The organism is Xanthomonas sp. WCS2018Noco2-27, from assembly GCF_031843525.1.
Taxonomy (GTDB): Bacteria; Pseudomonadota; Gammaproteobacteria; order Xanthomonadales; family Xanthomonadaceae; genus Xanthomonas.
The window spans coordinates 451385-477689 of the sequence record NZ_JAVTIK010000001.1 but is presented as its reverse complement, the minus strand read 5'-3'; the positions used below and the strand labels follow the sequence as shown (position 1 = coordinate 477689).

Here is a 26305-nt window from a genome sequence, read left to right as displayed (position 1 = left end):
CCATGCCTGCTTCGATGAATGAGTCCGACACCCTTGGCGATGCCACCGACCGCATGCTGTTGCGCCGCATGGCTGCGGGCGATCGTGACGCCCTGGCGAGCATGTACCACAGCTACCACGGCCGCTTGTGCCGGTTTTTGTCGCGCCTGACGCGCCGCCCGGACATCATCGAAGAGGCCATCAACGACTGCTTCTGGATTGCCTGGCAAAAAGCGGGCGATTTCCGTGGCGACTCGCAAGTGTCGACTTGGATCATGGGCATCGCTTACCGCTGCGGGCTCAAATGCCTGCGCCAGCACGACGGCGAGTCCATCGACGATACCGTCTTGGTGGAAGACCACGCCCCCAGCACCGACGACAACGACGACCGCGAGCTACGCGACTGGCTGGACAAGGGCATGGAACGGCTGTCGCCGGATCAGCGCCTGGTGATCGAACTGGTCTACGGCGTCGGCCACAAGCTGGAAGAAGTCGCCGAAATCATGCAGTGCCCGGTGGGCACGATCAAAGCCCGGCTGTTTCATGCGCGGGTCAAATTACGCAATGTGCTGCCCGGCCTGGCCGGCAACACCCCTTACACGGAGACCCTGCAATGAAGACGTTTTTCATCGCGCCTGGCAAGGAATGCTCGCACGCCTGGGAACTGATGCCGGCCGTCCTGCTGGATAGCGCGACCGAGGAAGAAAACGCCTGGCTGATCGCGCACGTGGCCAAATGCACCTCGTGCAGCGCCGAGTTCGCCCAGCAAAATCGCCTGCGTCAGGCGCTGGCGCTACCGCCGGCGGTCAAACTGGACGCCAACGCCGGCCTGCAACGCCTGCTCGGTCGTCTGGATGCACCCGAGGTACGCATCGCACCGGCACCGGCCGTGCGTCGCTCCGGCAGCTGGACCGTGCGTGCGCTGGCCGCCGCCGCGCTGGTACAGGCCATCGGCCTGGGTGTCATGGGCGTCAAGCTAGCCTCGCCGGCACCGTCGCACGACTACCGCACACTCAGTAGCGCCACTGCGCTGCCGGTGCCGCAAGGCGCCATCCGCGTGGTGCCGGACGCCAGCATGACCGTGGCCGACTGGGACCGACTGCTGCATGCGCAGCAGCTGCAGGTCATCGGTGGGCCCAACGACATGGGTGCCTACACCGTGGTGCCTGCTGCGCCGCAGCCGCCGGCCCAGCCGCAACGGACCGTGCAGCAACTGCGCGCCAATCCGGGCATCCGGCTGGCCGAGATCGTCTCCGCCCCATGAGCCGTTTCTTCGCCATCGGCCTGGTCGCCGCGCTGCTCAGCATGGGCGTGCATGGCAATGCGCCTGCCGCGGCGTTGCAGAACACTGCTGAGGATGCAGCCAGCGCCAACGCGACGTCCGCCGATGCGCATACGCCCGACAGCAGCCGGGACATCCTGCTGGCGGTGGCCAATCCGCTCAGCGCGCCGCCGGCCCGCGCCGGCTCCAGCCTGATCGGCTACGCCTCCAGCTATTACGGCGCCGGCCAGAAGGCCGCCGTGCGCATGGAAGCCATCAAGCAGCGTTACAAGCTGCGCGAAGTGTCCGGCTGGCCGATCACCTCGCTGGGCCTGTATTGCGCGGTGCTGCAGCCGCCACCGGGCGTGTCGCGCGATGAGCTGGTCACCGCGCTGGCTGACGACGAGGGCGTGGAGCTGGTGCAGCCGGTGCAGGATTTCTCGGTGTTTTCTACCGATGCGGCGGAAAAGACCACGCCGTTGTCCGGCTACAACGACCCATACGTGGACATGCAGCGCGGCTTCATCGATACCGATGCCGCCAGCGCGCAGGCTGTCACCCAGGGGCGCGGTGTGCTGGTGGCAGTGGTCGATACCGGCGTGGACACCAACCACCCCGATCTGAAATCGCGCATCCGCGACGTGCACGACCTGGTCGACGACAAGCCGGGCATGACCAGCAGCGATTCGCACGGCACCGAAGTGGCCGGAATCATTGCGGCCGGCAGCAACAACCACCAAGGCATCGTCGGCATGGCGCCCAAGGCCATGCTGAGCGTCTACAAGGCGTGCTGGTATGCGCCCACGGTGGGCGCCACCGCACGCTGCAATACTTTCACCCTGGCCAAGGCGCTGGCGGCGATCAACAACAGCTCCGCACGCGTGGTCAACCTGAGCCTGGGCGGCCCGGCCGACCCGCTGCTGAGCAAGATGCTGCTGCATCTGGTGCAGCAAGGCCGCATCGTGGTCGCGGCAATGCCGCCGAACGGGCGGCTGGATGGCTTTCCCAATGATGTGCCCGGCGTGCTGGTGGTTCGCAGCAGCAGCGCCACCACCGCCATGCCCGGCGTGCTCAGCGCACCCGGCAAGGACATTCTGACCACCCAGCCGAACGGCCGTTACGACTTCACCTCCGGCTCGTCGATGGCCACCGCACATGTCAGCGGCATGGCCGCACTGCTGTTGTCGCTGTCGCCGTCGATGGATGCCACTGCGCTGCGCGACCTGTTGCAACGCACCAGCAAGGTCTCCGACGGCCAGTTGCAGGTCAATGCAGGCGCCGCCGTCGATGCGCTGTCGCCTTCCAAACATTCCAACTGACGACACCGGCATGGCCAAGTGGATTCCCTTGTGGCTGCATAAACTCAGCTCGCCGCCGACGTTCTACCGCTTCGCCGGACGCGTGCGCCCGTGGGTGCTGGGCCTGGCCTTGCTGCTCGGCGCGGTGGCCGCTTACGGCGGGCTGGTGCTGGCGCCGCCGGATTATCAGCAGCACGATGCCTACCGCATCATCTTCATCCACGTGCCCAGTGCCTGGATGAGTCTTTTCATCTACGCAGCGATGGGCGTGTCGGCGTTTATCGCGCTGGTGTGGCGGATCAAGCTGGCCGAAGTGGTGACCATGGCATCGGCACCGATCGGTGCGGCGTTCACCTTCATCACCTTGTGCACCGGCTCGCTGTGGGGCAAGCCGATGTGGGGCACCTGGTGGACCTGGGACGCGCGACTGACCTCGGAGTTGCTGCTGCTGTTTCTGTATCTGGGCGTGCTTGGCCTGTACCACGCGGTGGAAGACCGTCGTCAGGCCATGCGTGCCGCCGGCTTGCTTGCCCTGGTCGGCCTGGTGAATCTGCCCATCGTGCATTACTCGGTGGTGTGGTGGAACACGCTGCATCAAGGCTCCACCGTGCGTCTGCTCGGCCCCTCAAAGATGGGCGCGGACATGCTGTGGCCGTTGCTGACGATGATGCTGGCCACCAAGTGCTACTACGTCGCCAGCCTGTTCGGCCGCGTGCGCGTGGACCTGCTGGCGCTGGAAAGCGGCAAGGACTGGGCACGCCGCATCGTATTGACGGAGCGCACCGCATGAATACGTTTTTGGCGATGGGCGGCTACGGCCAATACGTGTGGACGTCCTACGCGTTGTTCGTGCTGGTGCTGTTGGCCGACCTGGCAGCGCCATGGTTGCGACGCCGACGCCTGCCGCGCGAACTGCGTGGCCAGTTGCAACGGCAAACCCCGCGTCGTGCGCGCGATCAACCGGCGCCAACGCTGGAGCGCGACGCGCCATGAATGCCACGCGCAAACAACGTCTGTGGCTGGTGCTTGGCGTCATCGCCGCCGCCGCGCTCGCGGTGACGCTGATCGTGTTCGCGCTGCAGCGGAACATGAGCTACCTGTTCACGCCCAGCCAGGTGCACGCCGGCGAAGCGGCCAGCTATCAACAGTTCCGTCTCGGCGGCATGGTCAAGGCCGGCTCGATCCAGCGCGCCAGCGACTCGCTGAAAGTCAGCTTCACCGTCATCGATAAACATGCGGCCACCCAGGTCGAGTACACCGGCATCCTGCCGGACCTGTTTCGCGACAACCAATCGGTGATCGCCAACGGGCGCATGCAGGGCGAACGCTTTGTCGCCAACGAAGTGCTGGCCAAGCACGACGAAACCTACATGCCGAAAGAACTCAAGGACGCGATGGCCGAAGGCCATGTCGGCAAGCCGATCCCCGCGACCGCCGTGCCGCTGGCCGCGCCGCGTTGAGGCGGCATTGGCTGCGCGCCGCTCACTCGCCAATCTCTTTTTGCCGCACGCTGCGACCCACTCATGACGCCTGAACTCGGCCAGATCGCACTGATCCTGGCGCTGCTGCTTTCGCTTGCCCAGGGCGTGTTGCCGCTGATCGGTGCCTGGCGTGGCAATACCGCCTTGATGGGCGTCGCGCGGCCGGCAGCGGTGGGCCAGGCCGTGTTCGTGTGGATGGCGTTCGGCCTGCTCGCCTGGTCGCTGCTGTCGCTGGATTTTTCGGTCGGCTATGTCGCGGCCAACGCCAACATCGCCCTGCCCTGGTACTACCGCTTCGCCGCGGTGTGGGGCGCGCACGAAGGCTCGTTGCTGCTCTGGATCGCCATCCTTGCCACCTGGACGGTGTTGCTGGCCGCTTTCAGCCGGCATCTGCCGCAGTATTTCGCTGCGCGCGTGTTGGCGGTGCTGGGCCTGGTGTCGGTGGGCTTTCTGGCCTTCATCCTGCTGACCTCCAATCCGTTCGGGCGGCTGTCGCCGATTCCGCTGGACGGCAACGAGCTCAATCCGGTGTTGCAGGATCCGGGCATGACCTTCCACCCGCCGGTGCTCTACACCGGCTATGTCGGTTTCTCGGTGGCCTTTGCGTTCGCGGTGGCGGCCCTGCTGGGCGGCGAACTGGAACAGGCCTGGGTGCGCTGGGCGCGGCCATGGACCAATGTGGCCTGGGCCTGCCTCACCGCCGGCATCGTGGCCGGTAGCTGGTGGGCGTATGCAGAACTGGGCTGGGGCGGCTGGTGGTTCTGGGACCCGGTGGAAAACGCCAGTTTCATGCCGTGGCTGGTGGGCACCGCGTTGATTCACACCCAGGCGGTGACCGAAAAACGCGGCAGCCTGCGTGCGTGGACCATCCTGCTGTCGATCCTGGCATTCTCGCTGTCGCTGCTGGGTACGTTCCTGGTGCGCTCGGGCGTGCTGACCTCGGTACATGCGTTCGCCGCCGACCCGCGCCGCGGGCTGTACATCCTGATCTTCCTGGTCGCAGTGGTCGGTGGTTCGTTACTGCTCTACGCCTTGCGCGCACCCAGAATCGCCAGCGGTAAACCGTTTGCCGCCGCCTCGCGCGAAACTGGGATTCTGATCGGCAATCTATTGCTCACCGTCGCCGCAGCGATGGTGTTGCTGGGCACCTTGTTCCCGCTGATTGCCGATGCCTTCGGTCTGGGCAAGGTGTCAGTGGGGCCGCCGTACTTCGGCCTGCTGTTCCCGTTGCTGATGTTGCCGGTAGTGCTGTTGCTGCCGTTCGGCCCCTACCTGCGTTGGGGCCAGGCCGACGCCGCACCGTTAAAGGCGCTGGGTGCCCGCGCCGGCATCGCTGCAATCGCCTGCGCGCTGGTCGGCAGCTTGTTTGCCGAGGGCCAGGCCAAGGCCATCGCCGGCATTGGCGTGGCGGCCTGGGTGGCCACCGGCACCGCGCTATACGTCTATAAACGGTGGCGCGAGATGCCGCGTGGGCGACGCTTTCCGGCGGAGATGGCCGGCATGTTGATCGCGCATGCGGGGGTGGCGGTGTTCGTCGCCGGCGTGCTGATCTCCGACAGCCTGTCGGTCGAACGCGATGTACGGCTGTCGCCCGGCCAGAGCGCGGATATTGCCGGCCACGCGTTCCGCTTCGACGGTGTGCAGCTGGTCGACGGGCCAAACTGGAAGGCCGAACAAGGCAGCGTGCAGGTCAGCCGCGATGGCAAGGTCATTGCGCAATTGCATCCGCAAAAACGCCTGTACAGCAGCGAACGCATCCAGACCGAATCGGCGATCGATCCCGGCATCACCCGCGATCTCTATGTCGCGCTCGGCGAGCCACTGGACGACCAGCACATCGAACACGATTGGACCTTGCGGCTGTACTACAAGCCCTTCATCCGCTGGATCTGGGCCGGCGGCCTGTTGATGATGCTGGGCGGCTTCGTCAGCGCCTGCGCACGACGCTTCCGCGCGCCGGTCTCCGCAGGCAAGGCGGCTGCATCGCCGGCATACCAAGCGCCCATCATCGCGCAGGAGTCGCACCCGTGAAGCGCATGCTGCCCCTGCTGGGGTTCTTGTTGGTCGCCGCCCTGTTCGGCTTCGGCATCTACTGGACCATGCAGCACAACCCGCGCGATGTGCCCTCCCCATTGATCGGCAAACCGGCACCGGCCTTCTCGCTGCCGCGACTGGATGCGCCCGACCAGCAGGTCACCCGTGCGCAGCTGCTGGGCAAGCCGTATGTGCTCAACGTGTTCGGCAGTTGGTGCGCCGAATGCGTGCACGAGCATCCGGTACTGATGGCGCAGGCCAGCCGGCTCGGTGTGCCGTTGATCGGCTACAACTACAAGGACGCGCCGGCCGATGCGACTGCCTGGCTGGCACGCTTGGGCAATCCGTACGCGGTGGTCATCGCCGATGAAGCCGGGCAGACCGCCATCGATTTCGGCGTCTACGGCGCGCCGGAAAGCTTCCTGATCGATGCGCAGGGCATGATCCGCTACAAGCACATCGGCGTGCTCACCCCCGATGTCATCAACGATGAGCTGCTGCCCGCCATCGCCGCACTGCCCAAGGGCGCACCGTGATGCTGGGATATGGCGTCTTTCAGGCGCATCGGCGTGACCAGGCGCGCAAGCTGCGCCTGTTGCTGGTGCTGCTGTTGGGAATAGTGCTCGCGCCCTGCGTGCAGGCGCAGGCGGTGGACCCGTTGCCGTTCAAGAACCGCAGCGAAGAAGCGCGGTATCAACAACTGACCGCGCAACTGCGTTGCCTGGTGTGCCAGAACGAGAACCTGGCCGATTCCAATGCCACCCTGGCGCGCGATCTGCGTCATCAGGTGTTCGCGCAATTGCAGGCCGGCAAGAGCGATGCGCAGATCAAGCAGTACATGGTCGACCGCTATTCGGATTTTGTGTTGTACGACCCGCCGATCAAGCGCGGCACCTGGCTGTTGTGGTTCGGGCCGCTGCTGATGTTGGGCGCCGGCGCTGCGGTAGTGATTCACACCGTGCGTAAACGCGCACGTGTCGGCACTGCGGTGGCACCGCAGGCAGAGGAAGAATGGTGATGACGGGTTTTTATTTTTTGAGCGCTGCGCTGGTGGTGGTTGCGCTACTGCTGTTACTGCTGCCGCTGATGCGCACACCCACGCGCAATGGCAATGCACGTTACACGCTGCCGATTCTGCTGGTACTGGGCCTGCCCATCGCCACCGCCGGCCTGTATCGGCTGGTTGGCGCACCCGATGCGATCGCACATCCGGTCTACGTGACGGCAACCCAGACGGCGCCCATCGCAACGGCTGCTGCAGCCGATGCGGTACCACCACAACCTAGCGCTGCCGAACAGGCGCAACTGGCAGCGCTCACTTCGTGGATGGAACAGGCCAAAGCGCATGAGCAGAACAACCGCTCCGCCGAGGCGCGCGATGCATACGCGCAGGCACTGAAGATCGCACCCGACACCAGCGCGGCCATCGTCGGCTGGATCGCCGCCGACATGGCAACACACAGCGATTTCGCCATCGATGCGGCCTCGCGGACGCGGTTGCAGCAGCTGATCGCGCGCGAGCCGGACAATCAGCGTGGGCTGTGGCTGATGGGCATCAGTGATTTCCAGCAGCACGACTACGCCGCAGCCACCACCCATTGGCGTCATCTGCATGGCTTGCTAGAAACCGGCTCGCCGATGCAGAACGCGGTGGCGGACAAGATTGCCGTGGCCGAATCGATGGCAAGCGCGCGGCAATCCGGGCGTGCTGCACGCTGAAAAAAGCAGCGCAAAACATGTGCAGGCGCGCCTGAGGCGGCGACGTCAGCCCGCTAGGCGCGTTGCCAGTCGTCATGGTGCGCAGCGGCGGTAGGTAGCGCAAAAAATGCTGAAGCGAAGCCCGCGAGGTTACCTACTTAGCCCGCACTTGTTCCTGGATGAAGGCAGTCGACGCAGCTGCCAAGAGGCATTAAGCAAGCAATGCGGCAGATCCCACATCTGCCTCGCTCAGGACGACGGCCCCAGTACCTCGTGCAACTTCCCGCTGAACTCGCCCAGCGTAAAGGGCTTGGCGATCATGCTCATGCCCTCGGCAAGAAATTCGCCGCGGTCGCGTGCGGTCTCGGCGTAGCCGGTCATGAAGATCACCGGCAGATCGCGGCGCGACTGTCGCGCAATCTCTGCCAACTGGCGTCCGTTGAGCCCGGGCAACCCGACATCGGTCACCAGCAGATCGATCCGTCGCTGCGAGGCCAGGATCGGCAGCGCGGCGTCGGCATCGGCCACCACCTCGGCCTCGTAGCCCAACTCGCCAAGCAGTTCGGTCACCAGCAGACGCACTTGTTCGTCGTCTTCCACCACCAGCACCTGCTGTCCCTGCCCGGCCACCACCGCTCCGCCTTGCGGCCCCATCGCCACGCTCTGCACGGCGACACCGGCGGGCAGATACAGGCTCACCGTGGTGCCCACGCCCACTTCCGACTCCACCCAGACCTGCCCGTTGGACTGCTGCATGAAGCCATAGATCATCGACATGCCCAGGCCGGTGCCCTGCCCGATCGGCTTGGTGGTGTAAAACGGCTCGAACACGCGCTCCAGCACATCGGCCGGCATGCCGGTGCCGGTGTCGGCCACCGACACCACGGCGTAGTCGCCCGGCGCCAGGCTGATGCCACGGCCAAGTTCAAGACGGCGTTCGTCGACATGCAGATGCCGGGTCGAAATGCGCAACTGGCCGCCGTCCGGCATGGCGTCGCGGGCGTTGATGGCCAGGTTGATCAACGCACTTTCCAGCTGGTTTTCGTCGACATACGCATGCGGTAGCGCATCGCAAAGATCGGCTTCCATGCGTACCGACTCGCCCAGCGTTCGCGCCAGCAATTCCTGCAGCGACACCACCAGATCGTTCAACTGCAGATGCCGCGCCTGCAGCGATTGCCTGCGCGAAAATGCCAGCAGGCGCTGGGTCAATGCGGCCGCGCGCAAGGCCGAGGCCGACGCCACATCCAGAAACCGCCCCAGTCCCTCGGTCCGTCCCTGGTCGATGCGCAGACGCGCCAGATCCAACGCCGACAGGATGCCGGTCAGCATGTTGTTGAAGTCGTGCGCAATGCCGCCGGTCAACTGGCCCACCGCTTCCATCTTTTGCGCTTGACGCAGCGCGGCCTCACTGGATTCGCGCGCCAGCATCTGTTGCTGCAACTCGGCCGTGCGTTCGGCCACCTTGGCCTCCAGCAAGTTGGCCTGCTCCTGGATCGACTCCAGCGCCAGCGCACGTGCGGTGATGTCGGTCGCAAACACGTGGAAGCCATCCACCTTGCCATCTGCATCGAAGCGCGGCATGTAGCGGATCTCGGCATCGCGGCGGCGCCCATCGGCATGCGGCCAGCTCGCTTCCACCGTCAGCGCCTGACCGGACAGCGCGGCCTCTATCCAGGCGCGCCGCTCGGCCACCACCGCAGGCCCCACCACATCCACCAGCGGACGTCCGATGACCTCTTGCGGCGGAATACCGATCCAGTCTTCGTACGAGCGATTGGCGAAGCGATACACCAGGTGTTTGTCGATGAAGGCGATCAACACCGGCAAGGCATCGGTGACGCGGCGCAACTCGGCTTCGCTCAATGCCAGTGCAGCACGGCCTTCGGCCAATTCGGCCAACTGGTCGCGAATCACGAACTGTTTCTGTCGCGACCGCAACGCGTTGGAAATCGCGCTCAACAGCGACGAGGAGCTCAACGGCCGCTCCAGCTCGATGACGTTGGTCATCTCGGCAGGCAGGCTCGCGTGGCGACCGTGCTGGCTGCCACGCGGGGCGCGCAGCAGCACGAATGGAATATCCGACCACGCCGCCTGACCCTGCAGGATCTGCTGCAACTGCTGCAAATCGCCGCCGACGGCCTCTTCGGTCAGCACCACCACGCCGGAACTGTCGAGCAGGTCGCCGGACAATGCCGCCAACGCACCGTAGACCCGGCGCGTCAGTCCACGCTCACCGACAATGCTTGCAATGCTCTCCGCATCGCGGCCGAACGGCGCGATGATGTGGACTACAGACCCATCTGCTTCACAGTTGGTCAAGTGCACGATCCAGCAAGGGCGTGCTGTCCCCGACAAACTGTGGAGTGCCGGTCAGCACACCATGGAACTTTTCCAGCGGTTCGCTCAAATGCAGACCGCCGCTGCTGATGCGCATCTCGCGAATCGAATCTTCATGCGCGCCACTGCGGTTCTTGATGACCGACAAGGCCTTGCGGATCCGTCCCTGCGCTTCAAAGAAGCGAAACAAAATCACGGTGTCGGCCATGTAGGAGATATTGAGATTGCCGGTCGACATCGTCCCCACCAGACCATGCTGCGGGTTGATCAGGAACGTGGTCACGCCGCTCTGGTTGAGATAGGACAGCAGCTCGTGCATCTGCAGCATCAGCTGCTTTTCTTGCGGCATCGACGACAGATAGCCGTTGAGGCTGTCGATCACCAGGATGCGGCAGTTCCGCGACTCCACGCTTTCGCGCACCGCCCAGGAGAACTCGCCGGGCGTCAGTTCTGCAGGGTCCATCTGGTGCAGTTCCAACATGCCCGAGGCCAGGTGCTTGCGTAAATCCATGCCCAGGTTTTCGGCACGCGTCAGCAAGGTGCCGGTGCGCTCGTCGAACTGCAGCACGCAGCAATGCTCACCACGTTCACAGGCCGCACTGACATATTGCAAAGTGACATTGGTCTTGCCAGACCCAGCCGGCCCGGTCAGCAAGGTGCTGGTGCCGCGCAGCGGGCCACCGTGCAACAGCGCATCGATGCGCTCCACCCCGCTAGACACCGCATCGCCGACAAACGGCACGTGATGATTGGAGGCGATCAGGCGCGGATAGATCCGCATGCCGCCCGTCACGATGGTGATGTCGTGGTAGCCGGCGGTAAAGTTGACCCCGCGCAATTTCTGCACCTGCATGCGTCGCCGCGCTGCGCCGAAGTCCAGCGTCATACGCTCCAGCGAAATCACGCCATGACACAGGCTGTGCAGATGCGCATCGCGCTGGCCATTCTCATCGGTGAGGTCATCGACCAGAAACACGGTGATGTTGCGCGGCGCGAAGAACTGCTTCAGCGCCAACACCTGCCGTCGGTAACGCAGCGAGTCCTGCGCCAACAGACGCAGTTCGGACAACGAATCGAAGACCACGCGTGTCGGCTTGACCCGATCGACTTCGGCCTGGATCAACTTGATCGTGCCATCCAGTTCCATTTCCCAAGGATGCAGAATGGACTGCTGGCGCCCGTCGCCCAGAAACGCTTCGGCCGAGGCCAGCTCGAAGATGTGCAAAGGTTCCAGCGACCATTCGTGCGACGCGGCAACTTCGTTGAGCTCGTCGATGGTTTCCGACAGCGTGACGTACAGGCAGCTCTCGCCCCTGGCTGCGCCATCGAGCAAGAATTGCAGGGACAACGTGGTCTTGCCGGAGCCGGGCTGGCCTTCGAGCAGATAGAGCCGATTGGCCGGCAGTCCTCCGCGGAGGATGGTGTCAAGCCCCGTCGTCCCGGTCGTGATGCGGTTTGCGATCATCGGCTTTACATTTTTCATGCCATTCACGTTAACACGCGCGCGTGATTGTCCGTTGCCACAGACTGAATTGATCAGCTTGCCTGGCTTGACGCGCTGCGCGTTCTGCCCATCTTTTGCCGTGACCGCAGTGGCGGATTTTCGCTGCTTTGAGGTGTCGCAGGATTGTCAATCTGCGGCATGCCCCGTGCTTTTGTGATGCGCTGCGTGACAGCTCCGACACATTCGTCACGGGCGCGCGCATAGCCTTGGCAGTGAAGCAGGTCGCGTTGTTGCGATCGCTTGAGGATCGCGGTGAACGACGCATCATGTAATGCACGCATTCTGTTGGTGGAAGACGACGACGCCATTCGCGCAATGACCGCGGATATCCTGTGCGAAGAGGGCTATCAGGTCGTCGTGTCTGCCGATGCAGAACAGGCACTGGAGCAGCTCGTCACGGCCTGTCCGTTCGACCTGCTGCTGTCGGATATCTGCCTGCCGGGCATGAACGGACGCGACCTGGCCGACAATGCGCGGCGGTTGTACCCCGCACTCCCGATCATCTTCATGACCGGATACGCAGGCGCCAGCGCCCAACGGGTGGACTTTCTGGACACCGGCATGCGCTTGCTCACCAAGCCATTCTCGTTACGTGACTTGCTGGGTATCGTGCAGACAACGCTGTAACCGGGCGCAACCAAGGCACTCTCATGCCTCGCAGGCCAGGCGTACAAAGCGCTTTGCACACGTGACTGCAGCCGACGTGTTGCGTTCTCAAGCTGCAGCGTGAACGCGCGCAACGCCGACGACTCGAGCCCGACGATGGCTCCGCTACCCGCGCTGCAGCCACGGTCATTGCAAACGCCGCTCCAGCAACTGCATCACGCGCAGCTTCAGGTCGGCCGCCAGAAACGGCTTGGTCAACACTTCCATGCCATCGTCCAGCTGTCCGGCGCCGACGGCCGCGGTTGCCGCGTATCCGGTCACGAACAGCACCGGTAGCGTGGGTCGGTATTGCCGGCCCGCATCGGCCACCTGGCGCCCGTTCAAGCCACCGGTCAGGCCGACATCGGTCACCAACACATCGATTGGCTCTAACGAGCGCAAGCGCTCCACCGCAGCGCTGCCTTCGGCCGCTTCGATAACGCGGTAACCGGCCTCGGTGAGCACTTCCGAGATCAAGATGCGGATTGCGGTTTCATCCTCTACCAGCAAGATGGTGCAGCTCTGCGCTGCTGCGCGCTGCGGCTGTTGCGGTGCGGCGACTGCCTCGTCCTGCGCATCTATCCCGCTGAAACGTGGCAAATACAGGGCCATGGTGGTGCCCAGGCCCACTTCCGAATCGATGCGCACGTGCCCGCCGGACTGCCGGGTAAACCCGTAGATCATCGATAGGCCCAGACCGGTGCCCTGCCCGATCGGCTTGGTGGTGAAAAACGGCTCGAACACCTTGGACATGACCTCGTCCGTCATGCCGGTACCGGTGTCCTGCACGCTCAGGCACACATAATCGCCAGGCGGCAGATCCAACTGCTGGGCCGCCACCGGACCCAGCGAGCGGTTGTGCAGCCGGATGGTGAGTACACCGCCATCGGGCATGGCATCGCGCGCATTGAGGCACAGATTGAGCAGCGCGTTTTCCAACTGCGGCGCGTCTACCAGCACCTTCCACGGCTGCGGCGCCGGCGTCACCTGCAACGTGATCGATGGTCCCAAGGTCCCCGAGATGATTTCGCGCATGCCGTGCACCAGCGCGTCCACTTCCAACGCACTGGGGGCCAGCGTCTGCCGGCGCGAGAATGCCAGCAGGCGTTGCGTCAACGCAGCGGCGCGCGCGGCGCTGGTCTGCGCCATTTCCACATAGCGCTCCAAGCGGTCGTACTTGCCTTGCTCCACGCGCGCCTGCAGCAACTCCAGGCCCACCGTGATGGAGGTCAGCAGATTGTTGAAGTCGTGCGCCAGGCCGCCGGTGAGCTGCCCGACCGCCTCCATCTTTTGACTCTGGCGCAGTTTTTCTTCGGCCAGCAGCAATGCCGCGCTCCGTTCCCGGACGCGTTGTTCCAGGGTTTCGGTCAGCACGCGCAATTGCTCTTCGGCCTCGCGTCTGTCGCTGACGTCCGAGGCCGTACCGAACCACTCCTCGATCTGGCCCTCTGCATCGAGCAAGGGCACTGCACGCAGCAGCGTCCAGCGCACCTGCTGTCTGTCCAGTACGCGAAGCTCAAGCTCCAGTGCCGCCTTGTCGCCGATCGCAGCATGAATGGCCGCCAGCAACGGCGCACGATCATCCGGATAAATCCATTCCTGCTGCCAGCGCGCATTGGCCGCACGACCATCGTCCAACAAGCCATCGCCGGCATGCAGGCGCAACGCACTCCAGTTGGCAGTGGCAGAAAAGATCGCTTGCGACGACGCGCGCACCAAGGCGTCCAGCCGGCGCTCGCTTTTGATCAACGCTTGGCCGGCCAAGCGCTCGGCGGTGCGATCGCGCAGCACTTTGACAAAGCCAATCGCTACGCCAGTTTCTTCGCGCAGCACCATCAACGATCCATTGGCCCAGAACCGCTCGCCGGATTTACGCATATGCCAGCGCTCATCCATGCCGCTACCGCTTTCCAACGCTGCGGCGGCTTCAATGAGAAGCTGTCGATTCGCCACATCTTCTGGAGTAAACATGCGCTCCAGCGATTGCCCGAGCATCTCGGCCTCGCTCCAGCCCAGAATGCGGCGCGCGCCTTCGTTCCATGAGGTCACCTGGCCGCGCATGTCGGTCGCGATGATCGCGTAGTCCATGACGCTATCGAGGATCTGCCGGTTGCGCACTTCTGCCTCGCGCACCGCGCGTTCCAGGCTGATGCGATCGGTGATATCCAACCCTTGCACGAAGATGCCGGAGACCGTGCCGTCGGCGCCGGCAATCGGTTGATACACCAGGTCCAGCAGATGTCGCTCGGTCGGCCCGCCTGGCACTGCCTGTACGTCGTACACCAGCGCATTGGCCGTATAGGCGCGCCCGGAGCGATACACCTCATCCAGATGGCGCAGATGTCCTTGCTCAAGCGCGTCCGGCAGCGCTTCGGCGAGCGGCCGCCCAATCACGTCGCGGTGGCCGACCAAGCGCGAGTAGCACGGGTTGGCGAACTCGACACGATGCTGCGGCCCGCTCAAAAACGCCATGAACATTGGCGCCTGCTCGAACAAGCGGATCAAGCGCTCGTGCTCGTCGGCCAACCGCGCCTGAGCCAGCTTGCGCGCGGTCACCTCGTTGGTCACGCAGAACGCGCCACCGATGCTGCCATCGTCCAGATAGATCGGTGAAAACGAAAACGTCCACCAGGTCTCTTCCGGCGTGCCGTAGCGGTTCATACCAATCGGCACTTCTTCAAAGCGCGAGGCGCTCCCGGCAAACGCTGCCTCAATCGGCGCACGTACCGCCTCCCACGCATCGGCCCACAGCTCGCGCAGCGGTGCGCCCAGTGCCTGCGGCCGACGCGGCCCCAGAATCGGCGCGTACGCATCGTTATAGAAAAACGTCAGCGCCTCGCCCCACACCACGTACATGCTCTCCGGCGAGGTGAGCATCAAGCTGACCGCATTGCGCAATGGCGACGGCCACTGCGGGCTCGGCCCCAACGGCGTAGCAGCCCAGTGGTATGCGCGCACCGCCTGCGCCATGGCGCTGTCGCCATGCGGAAATGCAGTGGTCATGCCGCGCGTATCCGCACGATCACCCCATGCCGCAGATCGCCTGCACGACACCACCGCATCGCTTCACCGCCTGCGCCCTGATGACTGTTCACCCATCCGTGCATCTGTGCCAAACCATTAGAAGAGAGCCCAAGACCGCGCGACGCATCGCCAACAGGCACGATCGACCGCTCACACCACCGTCATCACCCAACCTGCGGCAGGCAATGTATATCCAGCCGTTGGTGCTGCCGCTGCGCCACGGTACTGCGCCGCGTGTGAGGACGTGTGCTAGCCAACAGCGATATGGCGCGTCACTGCCGGTTGGGCCGTGCGATGTGCATGTTCGCGGTGTAGATCGCGCACATGGCGCTATCGCGTTCTCAGTTCATCTTTATCGGCCCATGGCTCGCGACTTTTTCGGCATCTTCAAGAACGGAAGCTCACGGTTGCCTTGGGCGTAACTGGCTGCTCTGCATGCGTTAGTGGGGAGCCGCTGATCTGCGCGCCGGCTGCATGACCCTTACCCGCCTAACGCTGCGGGACACGCATTGAATCCTTCCATGGATGCTCTCATTCGGTTGCTTTCGGTGTGTTTGGCTGCTTTGCATTTGCTAGTGGAGAGCCGCAGATCTGCGCGGCGGTAGGCGGGCAAGGACCAGTCGTGATGGTCGGTGGGCGCGGTTTTCAAGCAAGCCGCTTACAAACCCATGTGGTGCGGTGGACTGGCCACGCGGCATACCGACGTTCTCAGCTCAACGCGCACAAGGAAAATCGCTCTCACGCGTTTGGAGCCATCGAGCAAGACAGCCGATCCACGGTGCCAAGATTGGCAGACAGCTGACGCCACGCATGGCCGCGATGCAGCAGCGTGCGGGCGACGCCGATTGCAACGCGTTGTCGATGTCAGTTGCGGCCAGCCATCACACCGCCATCGACGTCCCACACGGCACCGGTGACCCAAGCGGCCTTGTCCGATAGCAGGAACGCGATCACCTCGGCTACGTCCTGCGCAGTGCCGACACGGCCGATGGGGTGGAACCCATTGAAGCCTTGCAGTGCTGCATGCACGTCCGCTTTTGGAATGAATCCCTCGTAGATCGGCGTGTCCACCACCGCCGGGGAGACGGCATTGACGCGGATGCCCTTTGGCGCCAATTCCATCGCCAGATGCTGGGTCAACGCATGCAGGCCGGCCTTGGCCATCGAGTAGGCCGATGACGGCGTGGCCGCAATCGCCTGCTTGCCCCACATCGAGCCGATATTGACGATCGCACCGCTGCGGCCGTGCGCGACCAGATTGGCGGCGACCTTCTGCGTGATGAAGAAAAACGCCTTGTTGAGCGCCATGTAGCGGTCGTAGTCGTCCTGCTGGTGCTCCAGAAACGGCTTGGGGAAAAACACGCCCGCTGCATTGACCAGCAGATCGATCTGCTGATGCGAGCGGTCGATCGCCGCCAGCAACTCGGCAATACCTTGCTGGCTGGTCAGATCGGCATTCAATGCCTCGACCGATCCGAGTGCCGCCAGCGCCTGGCGGGCTGCTTCGGTCTTCTCGGCGCGCTGGCCAACGATCACCGCATGTCCGCCACCAAGCAGGATGTGCCGGGCCACTGCATACCCCATGCCGCTGGTGCCACCGACGACCAATAGCTTCTTACCGTTGAATTGCGTGTCCATGATCAAACCTCGACGTGCCTGCCGTCAGGCAGGTCAGAAAGACAGCCGGCGAACTGGTCGCCGGGATGACCCAACACCACCCACCTGCATCGCCAACGAAGGCGCGGCGGGCAGGCCGTGGGGTGGCGGCCATTGTTCGGCTGGGGCGGCATGGCCACAAACCAGTTAATGTGTCCCGACCTGAAAGAAAATCTTTATCGTGAAAAAATCGCCCGTCCACCTCAATGCACTGCGGGCTTTCGAAGCCAGCGCTCGCCATCAGAGTTTTTCGGCGGCTGCGGCCGAGCTGCATGTCACACCGGCGGCGGTCGGCCAGCTGGTACGAACACTGGAAGACTGGGTAGGCACCCCCTTGTTTCATCGCAGCCAGGCCGGCCGTGCCCGTTTGCTGCCCACGCCCGCCGCCGAGCAGGCGCTGCCCGATGTGCGTGCTGGGCTGGATCGCCTGACCCTTGGGCTGGAACGGCTGAAGGAACAGTCCGGCGGCACCATGCTGACCATGACCGTCAGCCCGGCCTTTGCAGCCAAGTGGCTGCTCCCGCGCATCGATCGCTTCCAGACCGCGCACCCCGACATCGACATCCGGCTTGAGACCAGCCTCAAACCTGTGGATTTCCTAACGCAACGGATCGACATCGGCGTGCGCTATGGCGCTGGCCAGTGGCCGGGCCTGGTGGCCCTCAAGCTGATGGACGAGGAGGTCTATCCGGTCTGCTCGCCAGCGTTGATCGGCCGGCTACGCGCACCGGCGCAGCTGACAGGCGAGACGCTGATCCACGATCTCTCGATGGAGACGCATCCCAACTTCCCTTCATGGACCGCGTGGCTCGATAAGGCTGGCGTCGTCGGCGCGGATGCGATCCGGGGCTTGAAGATCAACAATGCAGCTGCCGTGCTGCAGGCCGCCATCGAGGGACACGGCATCGCGCTGGCGCGCAGCGTGATGGCGCATGACGACATCGCCACCGGCCGGCTGATCCGTTTGTTCCCGGAGCTGCAGTTCCTCTCGCCCCTGGCCTATTACCTCGTCAACCGCCAAGAGAGCTCATACCTGCCGCGGATTGCCGCTTTCCGGCAGTGGATCTGCGAAGAAGCCAGCGCAAACAGCGCACTCGCGGCTGCGCGCTAGACCCGCGACGGACCGCGCGGCCGTATCGGTGCGTGCCGACCAACGCACACCACGTCGCTGCATCGGAAAATCAAAGTACGCATATCAAATATGCGCGCACTGCATGCAGCAGCCACTCGCGCAAGCAATGCCTGCGTCGCTGACCACACCGCATCGGCACTCTGCCGCAAGCCCATCGCCATCTCGCGGCTGCGCAGAATCCAACATCGCCGGTTCGATCGTCCGCATTGCCGATGCAGCGCGATCCAACCGCGCCTGAATATCGGATGCCCGATGCGTACAGTTCCAATAGTTGAGGTCGCTAACGAACGAGGCGAGACACGATCGGGGTAGCAACGCCGCCCTCTCGACGATCTGCTCCTGCCCCCGCATCCCTGCCCATGCCGGGATTCCCCAGCGCTCCGTTTCTCCGGATCACCGATCTCCCCTATGCACACCCTCTCCGATCTCCGCATTGGTCAACGCCTGTCCCTCGGCTTTCTCGCGATCATCGTCCTGATGGTGATCCTCACCGTGGTCGGCATCCAGCGCGTACGCAGCATCGATCGGCAATTGACTGCGATCAATGAAGTCAACAGCGTCAAGCAACGGTATGCGATCAACTTCCGCGGCAGTGTGCATGACCGCGCAATCGCCTTGCGCGATGTCGTGCTGATGGACGCGCCGGCCGACCGCCACGCTGCGGAGCAATTGATCGACAAACTCACCGCCGACTATGCGCGCTCCGCGCAGCCGCTCGACACCATGATCGCCGCCTCGACCGACGCGCGGGAAAAAACGATTCTGCAGCAGATCAAATCCATCGAGCAGCGCACCCTGCCATTGATCGCACAGGTGCGCGCGTTCCGTGACGCATCGGACCGGCCGCATGCCGAGCAACGCCTGCTGCAGGAAGCACGCCCGGCCTTCATCGATTGGCTGGCCAGCATCAATGCCTTCATCGATCTGCAAGAGCAGAAGAATCGCCAAGCCGCCAAGCAGGCCGTCGCCACCGCACGTGGCTTTGCCATGCTGATGGTGATCTCCACCGTGATCGCGCTACTGCTGGGCGCAACGATTGCCTTGCTGCTCACTCGCAGCGTCGTGCTGCCCCTGCGCCTGTCGCTGCAACTGGCCGAGCGCATCAGCGCAGGCGACCTCGGCACTCCTGATACCGCGGCAAGCAAGGACGAATCCGGCCAGCTCCTGCGAGCCATGCAGCAGATGCAACGCCGCCTGCGCGATGTCATCTCGGCACAGCGCACCATGGCAGCGCGTCACGACGCCGGCCAGATCAGCTATCGCACCGACGCGCAGCAGTTTCCTGGCGAATACGCGCACATGGTGCAAGACACCAATGCGCTGGTGCACGCACACGTACAGACCCAGCTGCGCATGACCGAGGTCATGGGCCGCTATGCAATCGGCGACCTCGCCCCGGAAATCGAGCACTACCCAGGCGAAAAAGCCGCCATCACCACCACCATGCAGCAGGTCAAGCAAAACCTGCGCGCCATCAACGCACAGATCCACGCACTGACCCAGGCCGCCTGCGCGGGCGACTTCGCGCTGCGCGGCCAACCGGAAAAGTTCGAGCATGACTTCCGCCTGATGGTGGAAAACCTCAACACCATGATGGCCACGGCAGACAGCAACCTGGCCAAGTTCTCGCAGCTGCTACGCGCCATCGCCGACGGCGACCTGACCGTGCGCATGTCGGGCAACTTCCACGGTGTATTCGCTGCCATGCGCGACGATGCCAACAGCACCGTGCATCGCCTCACCGACATCGTCAGCCAGATACAAACAACCTCCAACAGTATTGGTTTTGCCGCCGAAGACATCGCCAGCGGTAATCAGGAACTGGCACGCCGCAGCGAACAACAGGCCGCCAATCTCGAAGAAACCGCAGCCTCGATGGAAGAGCTGACCTCCACCGTCAAGCAGAACGCCGAGCACGCCGGCCGCGCCAACCAGCTCGCACGCGGTGCCGCCACTATCGCCTCGGAAGGACGCGATGTGGTCGGCCAGGTGATCGACACCATGTCCGGCATCGAAGCGTCATCAAGGCGCATCGCCGACATCATCTCGGTCATCGACGGCATCGCCTTCCAGACCAATATTCTTGCGCTCAATGCTGCCGTCGAAGCCGCACGCGCAGGCGAGCAAGGCCGCGGCTTTGCCGTCGTCGCCTCGGAGGTACGTACCCTCTCGCACCGCTCATCCGATGCCGCAAAGGAAATCAAACGCCTGATCGACGACTCGGTACAGCGCGTGGCCGATGGCTCGGCCTTGGTGCACAAGGCCGGCACCACCATGGGTGAAGTCGTTACCAGCGTGCAGCACGTCACCGACATCATGGGCCACATCTCCGCCGCCTCGCAGGAACAGGCCGGCGGCATCGAACAGGTCAATCACACCATCGCCCAGATGGACGAAACCACCCAGCAAAACGTCCGCCTGGTCGAAGCCGCCAGCACCGCCGCGCGTGCGCTGGAGGACCATTCCGTGCAGCTAATCCGTGCTGTGGAAGTGTTTAAGGTCAAAGAGCGCAACACGCCGGCGTTATTCAATCCTGACCGCACCTAGAAGTTGAGCCAGGATGTTTAAAAGTAATGTGGAGCTGAGATTGGACTGATTGCTACGAACGGAAATAGGCAGATCAATCCTTGTCACTGCACTCACCAGCGACGGGATCTCTGTCTCGAGATCCAACCACCTCAGGCAACCGTATTCAATTTTCCGTCGCGGTCGTAAAACCGCGCTCGATTAGGCACATTATTCTCATTCAATTGGCCGCACAGGCAACGTCTCACTGCTTCCGACAGTCGCACGCCGCGCCCTTCCGTCGTTTGCACGGACATCATGGGTCTATACCGCCCCAATGCGTCCCAGCTGCGGCTTAATCACGCCCCGCAGACCTTGCGGAAGGTTCCCCTCGCTTGGGTGGCCCATGCTAACGCGCTAGACTTGGACGCTTTCATTCGCAATATGGAGGCCACGAGACACTATCGTGAAGGTATTCCCCCTGATTCTCTTCTGTGGTGCCGCAACGGCCACAGACACAATCCATGCTCAAGAAGCACCTAACACCCAGGTTGAACCGTTTGTCGATGTGGGTGGCGCTGTCCGGTTCAACTATGGCTGGCTGGACTACGGCTCCACAAGCCGCTTGCAACTTGAACTGCTTCGCGCAGACGTCAAAGCCGGAGCTGGACCCCTGTTCTTCTCGGCCCAGTATCGTTGGTATGACGGTTTCGATGCCGTCCACCATGCCTATGCCGGATGGAATTTCAACGACGCAACGCAGCTCAAAGCAGGCATCCAGCAGGTCCCTTTCGGACTCTTGCCTACCGTCTCTCAGAGCTTTTGGTTTGGCTCAGGCTACTACCTCGGCATTGAAGACGATTACGATCCGGGTGTGACGTTTAGCCATAAAAGTGGCGACCATCACTGGATAGCCGGCTGGTTCTCAGGGGATGAATACGGAAGCGGATCTCGCTCCGACCGCTACTCCTTTGATGTGGCACAGACCGCTGATTTGCCCTACAAGGAACGGGAGCGTGTTCATTTCCGATACGAACATACGGGCTTCTTCAATGCCGGTGAGCTGCTGCTCGGGGCCTCTGCATTCAGCGGTCAGGTTCAGAACACCACCACCCGCCGTCACTATGGTCACCAGGGTGCGGCGCTGCATGCCCAGTGGAAACGGGATGGCTGGACGACTCAGCTGCAATGGGCTCGCTACCGTTACAGCGTGCCGGGCGACCGAATTGCGATGTCGGCGTTCCTTGCCCGGTTCGAGATTGCGTCAGAGGCCGATGTGCCCAGTGTCAACGTGGCTTACTCCTTCGGCGAAAAGCATTGGCTTGATGACATCACCTGCTACAACAACCTCAGCATGACCCTCCCAGCCGGGCGCAGTCAGGGCGTGAGGGAGTCATGGCAAAACGTCACCGGATGCAGCCTACAAAAGGGGATCATGTTGACCTACGTGGACTGGATTGCCGGCAAGAACATGTGGTTTGCAGGCGGCGACGGCATCGGAATCAACGACGGTGGTCCATCCCGCTGGCATAGCCGGCTGAACCTCAACATCGGGTTCTATTTCTAAGCGCAAGCCGCATTTTCGCTTCAACGATCATCAACCGGAGGAACTTATGCAGAGCTCAGCTCCGCCATCCACTCCTGTTCGCCAGCGCATCCTGCCGCAGGTGTTCATTCCTACTGCGGCCATCGTGCTTCTACTGTTGGCGCTATCCATCTTCGTTCCAGAAAAAGCAACGACTTGGTTCACAGCAGCCAAAAACTGGACCGCCAATGACGCAGGCTGGTTCACCATTCTATCGGTCGCGGGCTTCCTGGTCTTTGTAGTCGGTGTCGCAATCAGTGGTTACGGGCGGATCAAGCTCGGCCCAGACCACAGCCGCCCGGATTACAGCTATGCCTCGTGGTTTGCCATGCTCTTTGCCGCAGGCATGGGCATTGGCCTGATGTTCTTTGGCGTGGCTGAGCCGATCATGCACTACGCCACTCCGCCGACAGGCACGCCCGAGTCTGCAGAGGCGGCTCGTCAGGCGATGCGTATCACCTTCTTCCATTGGGGCGTGCACGCCTGGGCCATCTACGCGGTTGTTGCATTGGCGCTGGCCTACTTTGCCTATCGCCACAACCTGCCCCTGCGGGTGCGATCGGCTCTCTATCCGCTCATTGGAGAACGCATCCACGGACCTATCGGTCACGCGGTCGATACGTTTGCTGCCCTTGGCACCATCTTTGGCCTAGCCACCTCGCTTGGCCTCGGGGTCATGCAGATCAACTCCGGACTGAATTACCTGTTCGGCCTGGAAGTAAGCACCCTCGTGCAGGTGTCGTTGATCGGCATCATCATCCTGGTGGCGACAGGGTCTGTGGTCGCGGGGCTCGACAGCGGTGTCCGTCGCCTGTCTGAGATCAACATGATTATGGCCGTCGCACTGCTTGCATTCGTACTTGTCTGCGGCCCCACCGTCCACTTGATGCAGGCATTTGTGCAGAACACCGGCATGTATGCCTCTCAGCTTTTCTCAATGACATTCAACCTGTATGCCTATGAGCCAAGCGGCTGGCTTGGCGGCTGGACCTTGTTCTATTGGGGCTGGTGGATTGCGTGGTCGCCCTTCGTTGGCATGTTCATCGCCCGTATTTCGCGAGGCCGCACGGTGCGTGAATTTGTGGTTGGCGTCTTGCTCGTGCCGATCGGATTTACGTTTCTTTGGATGACGATCTATGGCAACTCCGCCTTGTTCATGGTTCGCTCCGAAGGTGTTCAAGAGCTCGTGAAGGCGGTTTCGGATGACAGCTCGATGGCGTTGTTTGAGTTCCTGCGCCACCTCCCGCTGACGATGTTCACCTCCTCGCTTGCCGTTGTGCTCGTCGCGCTGTTCTTTGTCACATCCGCTGACTCCGGCGCGTTGGTGATCGACATGCTGACTTCCAAGGGTGAGGAGGAATCGCCGGTCTGGCAACGCATTTTCTGGGCGCTTCTGGTCGGCGGCATTGCCGTTGCCCTGCTCATTGCAGGCGGCCTTGAATCACTCCAAGCTGCGACCATCGCTAGCGCCCTTCCCTTCACGATCGTCATGATCTTGATGTGTTGGGGGCTACTCAAAGCCATGCATCTGGACGCAACGAAGCGCTCAATCTCTCGTGATGCAAGATTGCTTCCAGGCACCAGCGAAGACTGGCGCGCCAGGCTCAAGCTGCTCGCGCACAACCCCGTCAAGATAGAGGTGGTTGCCTTTATCAAAGATCAGGTGCTGCCCGCACTCCAAGAGGTTGCGATGGAGCTGCGCAAGCAGGATCTTCCGGTTGAAGTCACCGAGGGAGAAGATGGGCGCGCTTGGCTTCGCGTAGGCCATGGCGAAGAAATGGACTTCTTCTACTCCGTGCGTCCTCAGCCTTACGAACCGCCCACCTTCGCCTTGCAGGATCCACGCCGCCCAGTGAGCGAGGGCACCCGTCACTATCGGGCTGAGGTCTACCTGCGCGAAGGCGGACAGGACTACGACGTCATGGGGTGGCCCAAAGTGCAAGTGATCCATGATGTGCTCGACCAATACGAGCGCCACCGCCAATTCCTGGATCACGTTCGCTGATCAATGTCCCGGCCAACCGAAACCGGTTGGTCGGGACTTCGGCCAAGATGCCTTGCACCCAGCCAAGCAGCCTGCTTTAGGTTCTGGACGCCAACCTCAATACGACCGCTTCCAGCAACGCAGAAAGCAGCGATCGCAACAAGATGCTTGTGGCCGCAGGTTTCGTGTCGGAGGACAAGGCCAACGAGGTACTGCGAATCGCGCACGGTTTTGGTAGCGAGCTGGGACAGGCCGCGCTTACTGCTGTGCCGGTAGACGAGGCAACAATCCGGTATCCGGCGCAGGAGTGCTATCGCGATAGCGATAGCGATAGCCGTGTGGTTACTGGACCGACCACCCCACCGATTGCGAGTTCGTCCAAGGGCTTAAAGTTGGCGATGTCTACGAATTGACGGTTCCCACTATGGGGTAACGCGCCAGTACCTTGTCACCAAAGCACCTGATGAGCGTAGCGACGATTACGAAGTCGAGCCGGTAGCCACTTTCCCGCAGCCGGAAGCGGCGCAGGATGGTGATGCATGAGCAACAAGCTCAACTTGCCGATCGCCATCATTGCCGCGTGCTGGTGGGGACTGGAGACCAGCTACTTCGGGTGGAACACGACTCCCAGCAGTACGGCAGAGCTCTTCGCCGATGGAATGGCGCTTGATCTGCTCGCTGCAGCATTCGCTTTGCCAAAGGGGACGCCGGTCCGGATCGAGGTGCGCAATGGCTGATACTGAAATCGACTTGCGGCTCCTACCCATCAATGACTTGCGCGCCAAAGTGGGTCACAGCCCGGCGACCATCTAACGGCAGATGCAGGCCGGGAAGTTTCCGAAGCCGCACGAGGTCTACTCCCGCTCGCTCTGGCTATCCACGCAACTGGATGCATGGATCATCGAACAGACCGCGGCGCCGAGTATGGGACAGGAGATGGGATGAATCGGCGGGAATTAAGAAATGCCGCTGAATCATTACTTTGCAGCTACATGTGGCGGAGAGAGTGGGATCGGATCACCTCCGAATTAACCCATTCAATCCGTTGCAGAAAGCGTGCTCGGCAGGTTTCCTGTCAATGTTTCCTCGATCATAACGCCGGGCTTGACTCGATTGCTAGCGCCCGCTTGCCATCGGCAAGTTGCTGACGCCATTGTCTGTCTGCATAAACTCGGACCTCACAGGCATGAGCAACTCAAACAGCCCGCTTGAAGCACGTGTCGCCGTGTTGGTCGATTGCGACAACGTGCCGACCGACATCGTGGAGCACGCGTTGCTCATGGTGGCCCAGTTCGGCCGGGTCGTGCTGCGCCGTGGGTATGGCAACCACAACACCCTCGCCAACAAGTGGCAGGAAGTCCTGGTCCGCCAGGCGTTCACCCCGTGCCTTCAATACCAATACGCCTCCGGCAAGAACACCGCAGACATCGCTTTGGCCCTCGACGCCTTGGAGGCGTTGTTCGATCACCGAGCCGACACCTTCTGCCTGGTCACCAGCGACTCGGACTTTTCTTACCTTTGCCGCAAGCTCCGGGAGCGTGGAGCGACGGTCTTCATCGTGGGCGAGCCCAAGACCCCGGATGCTCTGCGCAACGCCTGCGACCAGTTCTTCGAATGGGACCGGAAGGCCAAGGAAGCGGCAGCACCCGAAGTCCAGGGCAATGAACTTCCTGTCCTGAAATCGGAGGCGGCGAAAGAAGAAGCGCCCCGCGCTGAAGCCAAGCCGCTACCCAAGCGCCGCCCTCGGTTCTTGGTTGAAGCCGTCACCCTGCTGACGGGAGACACCTCTGAAGGCAAGGTTGGATTGGGAGCACTGGGCCAATACCTCAAACGCACTGACCCGTCCTTCTCACCCAACCTCTATGGCCATTCGGGGTTGCTCAATATGGTCAAAACCTACGACCTGCTGACCACGCAACGGGAGGAGACCGGCGGCTGGTCGGTCAGCATCGCGCACAAGCCAGAACCCGCCGATACGGCGTGATTGCTCCCGTTGCCTCAGCGGACCATGTGCTTCTACAAACGACAAATCGGCGACGCCGACCCAGTTGAAATCTTTCCTATTCGTCAATTGGCATAACTGCCATCGAATTTCTTCGCGTATTCAAATTTGTGAAATGCAGCCACAAGCGAGCTCTTGCGTAAGCACCGTTTCTTGGTTGGATGAGGGCTTACCCAA

The 26305-nt window shown here is 62.6% G+C and carries 21 protein-coding genes; 17 read left to right on the top strand and 4 right to left on the bottom strand.

The features are described from left to right. The first annotated feature begins 2 nt into the window (after positions 1-2). From RQH86_RS02100 to RQH86_RS02055, 10 genes are all read left to right on the top strand, one after another. Positions 3-596 (top strand): sigma-70 family RNA polymerase sigma factor, encoded by a 594-nt coding sequence (locus RQH86_RS02100; protein WP_193552531.1) that lies wholly within the window; start codon positions 3-5, stop codon positions 594-596. Continuing rightward, a complete protein-coding gene (locus RQH86_RS02095) occupies positions 593-1243 on the top strand; it encodes a zf-HC2 domain-containing protein (RefSeq protein WP_311238452.1) in 651 nt (216 codons plus the stop codon). Before RQH86_RS02100 ends, RQH86_RS02095 begins: the two co-directional genes overlap by 4 nt. Next, complete coding sequence (locus RQH86_RS02090; RefSeq protein ID WP_311238453.1) at positions 1240-2559, top strand: S8 family serine peptidase; 1320 nt, start codon at positions 1240-1242, stop codon at positions 2557-2559. The genes RQH86_RS02095 and RQH86_RS02090 overlap by 4 nt, the downstream gene beginning before the upstream one ends. A gap of 10 nt (positions 2560-2569) precedes the next feature. After that, complete coding sequence (gene ccmC, locus RQH86_RS02085) at positions 2570-3328, top strand: heme ABC transporter permease CcmC (protein ID WP_311238454.1); 759 nt, start codon at positions 2570-2572, stop codon at positions 3326-3328. After that, on the top strand, positions 3325-3531 hold the full coding sequence (gene ccmD / locus RQH86_RS02080; RefSeq protein WP_115527573.1) for a heme exporter protein CcmD: 207 nt from the start codon (positions 3325-3327) through the stop codon (positions 3529-3531). The genes ccmC and ccmD overlap by 4 nt, the downstream gene beginning before the upstream one ends. After that, on the top strand, positions 3528-3998 hold the full coding sequence (ccmE, locus tag RQH86_RS02075) for a cytochrome c maturation protein CcmE (RefSeq protein WP_115527572.1): 471 nt from the start codon (positions 3528-3530) through the stop codon (positions 3996-3998). The genes ccmD and ccmE overlap by 4 nt, the downstream gene beginning before the upstream one ends. Positions 3999-4061: 63 nt before the next feature. Next, a complete protein-coding gene (locus RQH86_RS02070; RefSeq protein ID WP_311238455.1) occupies positions 4062-6050 on the top strand; it encodes a heme lyase CcmF/NrfE family subunit in 1989 nt (662 codons plus the stop codon). Continuing rightward, on the top strand, positions 6047-6589 hold the full coding sequence (locus RQH86_RS02065) for a DsbE family thiol:disulfide interchange protein (RefSeq protein WP_115511991.1): 543 nt from the start codon (positions 6047-6049) through the stop codon (positions 6587-6589). Before RQH86_RS02070 ends, RQH86_RS02065 begins: the two co-directional genes overlap by 4 nt. Next, positions 6589-7071 carry a cytochrome c-type biogenesis protein gene (locus RQH86_RS02060; RefSeq protein ID WP_311238456.1) on the top strand — a complete coding sequence of 161 codons (483 nt, stop codon included), beginning with the start codon at positions 6589-6591 and terminating at the stop codon, positions 7069-7071. Before RQH86_RS02065 ends, RQH86_RS02060 begins: the two co-directional genes overlap by 1 nt. Then, a complete protein-coding gene (locus RQH86_RS02055) occupies positions 7071-7772 on the top strand; it encodes a tetratricopeptide repeat protein (protein WP_311238457.1) in 702 nt (233 codons plus the stop codon). Before RQH86_RS02060 ends, RQH86_RS02055 begins: the two co-directional genes overlap by 1 nt. A gap of 228 nt (positions 7773-8000) precedes the next feature. Here RQH86_RS02055 and RQH86_RS02050 read toward each other — a convergent pair whose 3' ends face one another. Both RQH86_RS02050 and RQH86_RS02045 read right to left on the bottom strand, forming a co-directional pair. Beyond that, entirely contained in the window at positions 8001-10073 is a 2073-nt protein-coding gene (locus tag RQH86_RS02050) for a PAS domain-containing protein (protein ID WP_311238458.1), read from the bottom strand. Continuing rightward, the gene (locus RQH86_RS02045; RefSeq protein ID WP_311238459.1) at positions 10060-11574 is read right to left on the bottom strand and encodes an ATPase domain-containing protein; all 1515 of its coding nucleotides are present in this window, start codon (positions 11572-11574) and stop codon (positions 10060-10062) included. Before RQH86_RS02045 ends, RQH86_RS02050 begins: the two co-directional genes overlap by 14 nt. A gap of 303 nt (positions 11575-11877) precedes the next feature. Here RQH86_RS02045 and RQH86_RS02040 point away from each other — a divergent pair, with 303 nt between their 5' ends. Further along, the gene (locus RQH86_RS02040; protein ID WP_311238500.1) at positions 11878-12222 is read left to right on the top strand and encodes a response regulator; all 345 of its coding nucleotides are present in this window, start codon (positions 11878-11880) and stop codon (positions 12220-12222) included. Positions 12223-12387: 165 nt separating this feature from the next. On the opposite strand, the gene RQH86_RS02035 is transcribed toward RQH86_RS02040, so the two are convergent. Beyond that, positions 12388-15243: a PAS domain-containing protein gene (locus RQH86_RS02035; protein ID WP_311238460.1), complete on the bottom strand. Its 2856-nt coding sequence runs from the start codon at positions 15241-15243 to the stop codon at positions 12388-12390. Between the two features lie 885 nt (positions 15244-16128). Then, positions 16129-16902, bottom strand: coding sequence for an SDR family oxidoreductase (locus RQH86_RS02030; RefSeq protein WP_104617689.1), 774 nt, complete (start codon positions 16900-16902; stop codon positions 16129-16131). Positions 16903-17101: 199 nt separating this feature from the next. Between RQH86_RS02030 and gcvA the strand changes: the two genes are divergently transcribed. From gcvA to RQH86_RS02000, 6 genes are all read left to right on the top strand, one after another. Next, positions 17102-18031 (top strand): transcriptional regulator GcvA, encoded by a 930-nt coding sequence (gcvA, locus tag RQH86_RS02025; RefSeq protein ID WP_311238461.1) that lies wholly within the window; start codon positions 17102-17104, stop codon positions 18029-18031. Positions 18032-18460: 429 nt separating this feature from the next. Then, positions 18461-20599, top strand: a complete 2139-nt coding sequence (locus RQH86_RS02020) for a methyl-accepting chemotaxis protein (protein ID WP_311238462.1) — start codon at positions 18461-18463, stop codon at positions 20597-20599. 424 nt (positions 20600-21023) lie between these two features. Beyond that, complete coding sequence (locus RQH86_RS02015; RefSeq protein WP_311238463.1) at positions 21024-22124, top strand: hypothetical protein; 1101 nt, start codon at positions 21024-21026, stop codon at positions 22122-22124. 46 nt (positions 22125-22170) lie between these two features. Beyond that, positions 22171-24147 carry a choline BCCT transporter BetT gene (gene betT, locus RQH86_RS02010; RefSeq protein WP_311238464.1) on the top strand — a complete coding sequence of 659 codons (1977 nt, stop codon included), beginning with the start codon at positions 22171-22173 and terminating at the stop codon, positions 24145-24147. 518 nt (positions 24148-24665) lie between these two features. Further along, complete coding sequence (locus tag RQH86_RS02005) at positions 24666-24863, top strand: hypothetical protein (protein ID WP_311238465.1); 198 nt, start codon at positions 24666-24668, stop codon at positions 24861-24863. A gap of 449 nt (positions 24864-25312) precedes the next feature. Next, positions 25313-26110 (top strand): NYN domain-containing protein, encoded by a 798-nt coding sequence (locus RQH86_RS02000; RefSeq protein ID WP_074057915.1) that lies wholly within the window; start codon positions 25313-25315, stop codon positions 26108-26110. The last annotated feature ends 195 nt before the right edge of the window (positions 26111-26305 follow it).

Excerpts from the sequence above, each read along its gene's own strand:
- RQH86_RS02070 (WP_311238455.1), top strand. The coding sequence starts at position 4,062 with ATGACGCCTGAACTCGGCCAGATCGCACTGATCCTGGCGCTGCTGCTT.
- ccmE (WP_115527572.1), top strand. The coding sequence starts at position 3,528 with ATGAATGCCACGCGCAAACAACGTCTGTGGCTGGTGCTTGGCGTCATC.
- RQH86_RS02030 (WP_104617689.1), bottom strand. The coding sequence starts at position 16,902 with ATGGACACGCAATTCAACGGTAAGAAGCTATTGGTCGTCGGTGGCACC.
- RQH86_RS02045 (WP_311238459.1), bottom strand. The coding sequence starts at position 11,574 with ATGAAAAATGTAAAGCCGATGATCGCAAACCGCATCACGACCGGGACG.
- RQH86_RS02005 (WP_311238465.1), top strand. The coding sequence starts at position 24,666 with ATGAGCAACAAGCTCAACTTGCCGATCGCCATCATTGCCGCGTGCTGG.
- RQH86_RS02035 (WP_311238460.1), bottom strand. The coding sequence starts at position 15,243 with ATGACCACTGCATTTCCGCATGGCGACAGCGCCATGGCGCAGGCGGTG.
- ccmC (WP_311238454.1), top strand. The coding sequence starts at position 2,570 with ATGGCCAAGTGGATTCCCTTGTGGCTGCATAAACTCAGCTCGCCGCCG.
- RQH86_RS02090 (WP_311238453.1), top strand. The coding sequence starts at position 1,240 with ATGAGCCGTTTCTTCGCCATCGGCCTGGTCGCCGCGCTGCTCAGCATG.
- RQH86_RS02060 (WP_311238456.1), top strand. The coding sequence starts at position 6,589 with ATGCTGGGATATGGCGTCTTTCAGGCGCATCGGCGTGACCAGGCGCGC.
- ccmD (WP_115527573.1), top strand. The coding sequence starts at position 3,325 with ATGAATACGTTTTTGGCGATGGGCGGCTACGGCCAATACGTGTGGACG.
- RQH86_RS02000 (WP_074057915.1), top strand. The coding sequence starts at position 25,313 with ATGAGCAACTCAAACAGCCCGCTTGAAGCACGTGTCGCCGTGTTGGTC.
- RQH86_RS02095 (WP_311238452.1), top strand. The coding sequence starts at position 593 with ATGAAGACGTTTTTCATCGCGCCTGGCAAGGAATGCTCGCACGCCTGG.
- RQH86_RS02100 (WP_193552531.1), top strand. The coding sequence starts at position 3 with ATGCCTGCTTCGATGAATGAGTCCGACACCCTTGGCGATGCCACCGAC.
- RQH86_RS02055 (WP_311238457.1), top strand. The coding sequence starts at position 7,071 with ATGACGGGTTTTTATTTTTTGAGCGCTGCGCTGGTGGTGGTTGCGCTA.
- RQH86_RS02020 (WP_311238462.1), top strand. The coding sequence starts at position 18,461 with ATGCACACCCTCTCCGATCTCCGCATTGGTCAACGCCTGTCCCTCGGC.
- betT (WP_311238464.1), top strand. The coding sequence starts at position 22,171 with ATGCAGAGCTCAGCTCCGCCATCCACTCCTGTTCGCCAGCGCATCCTG.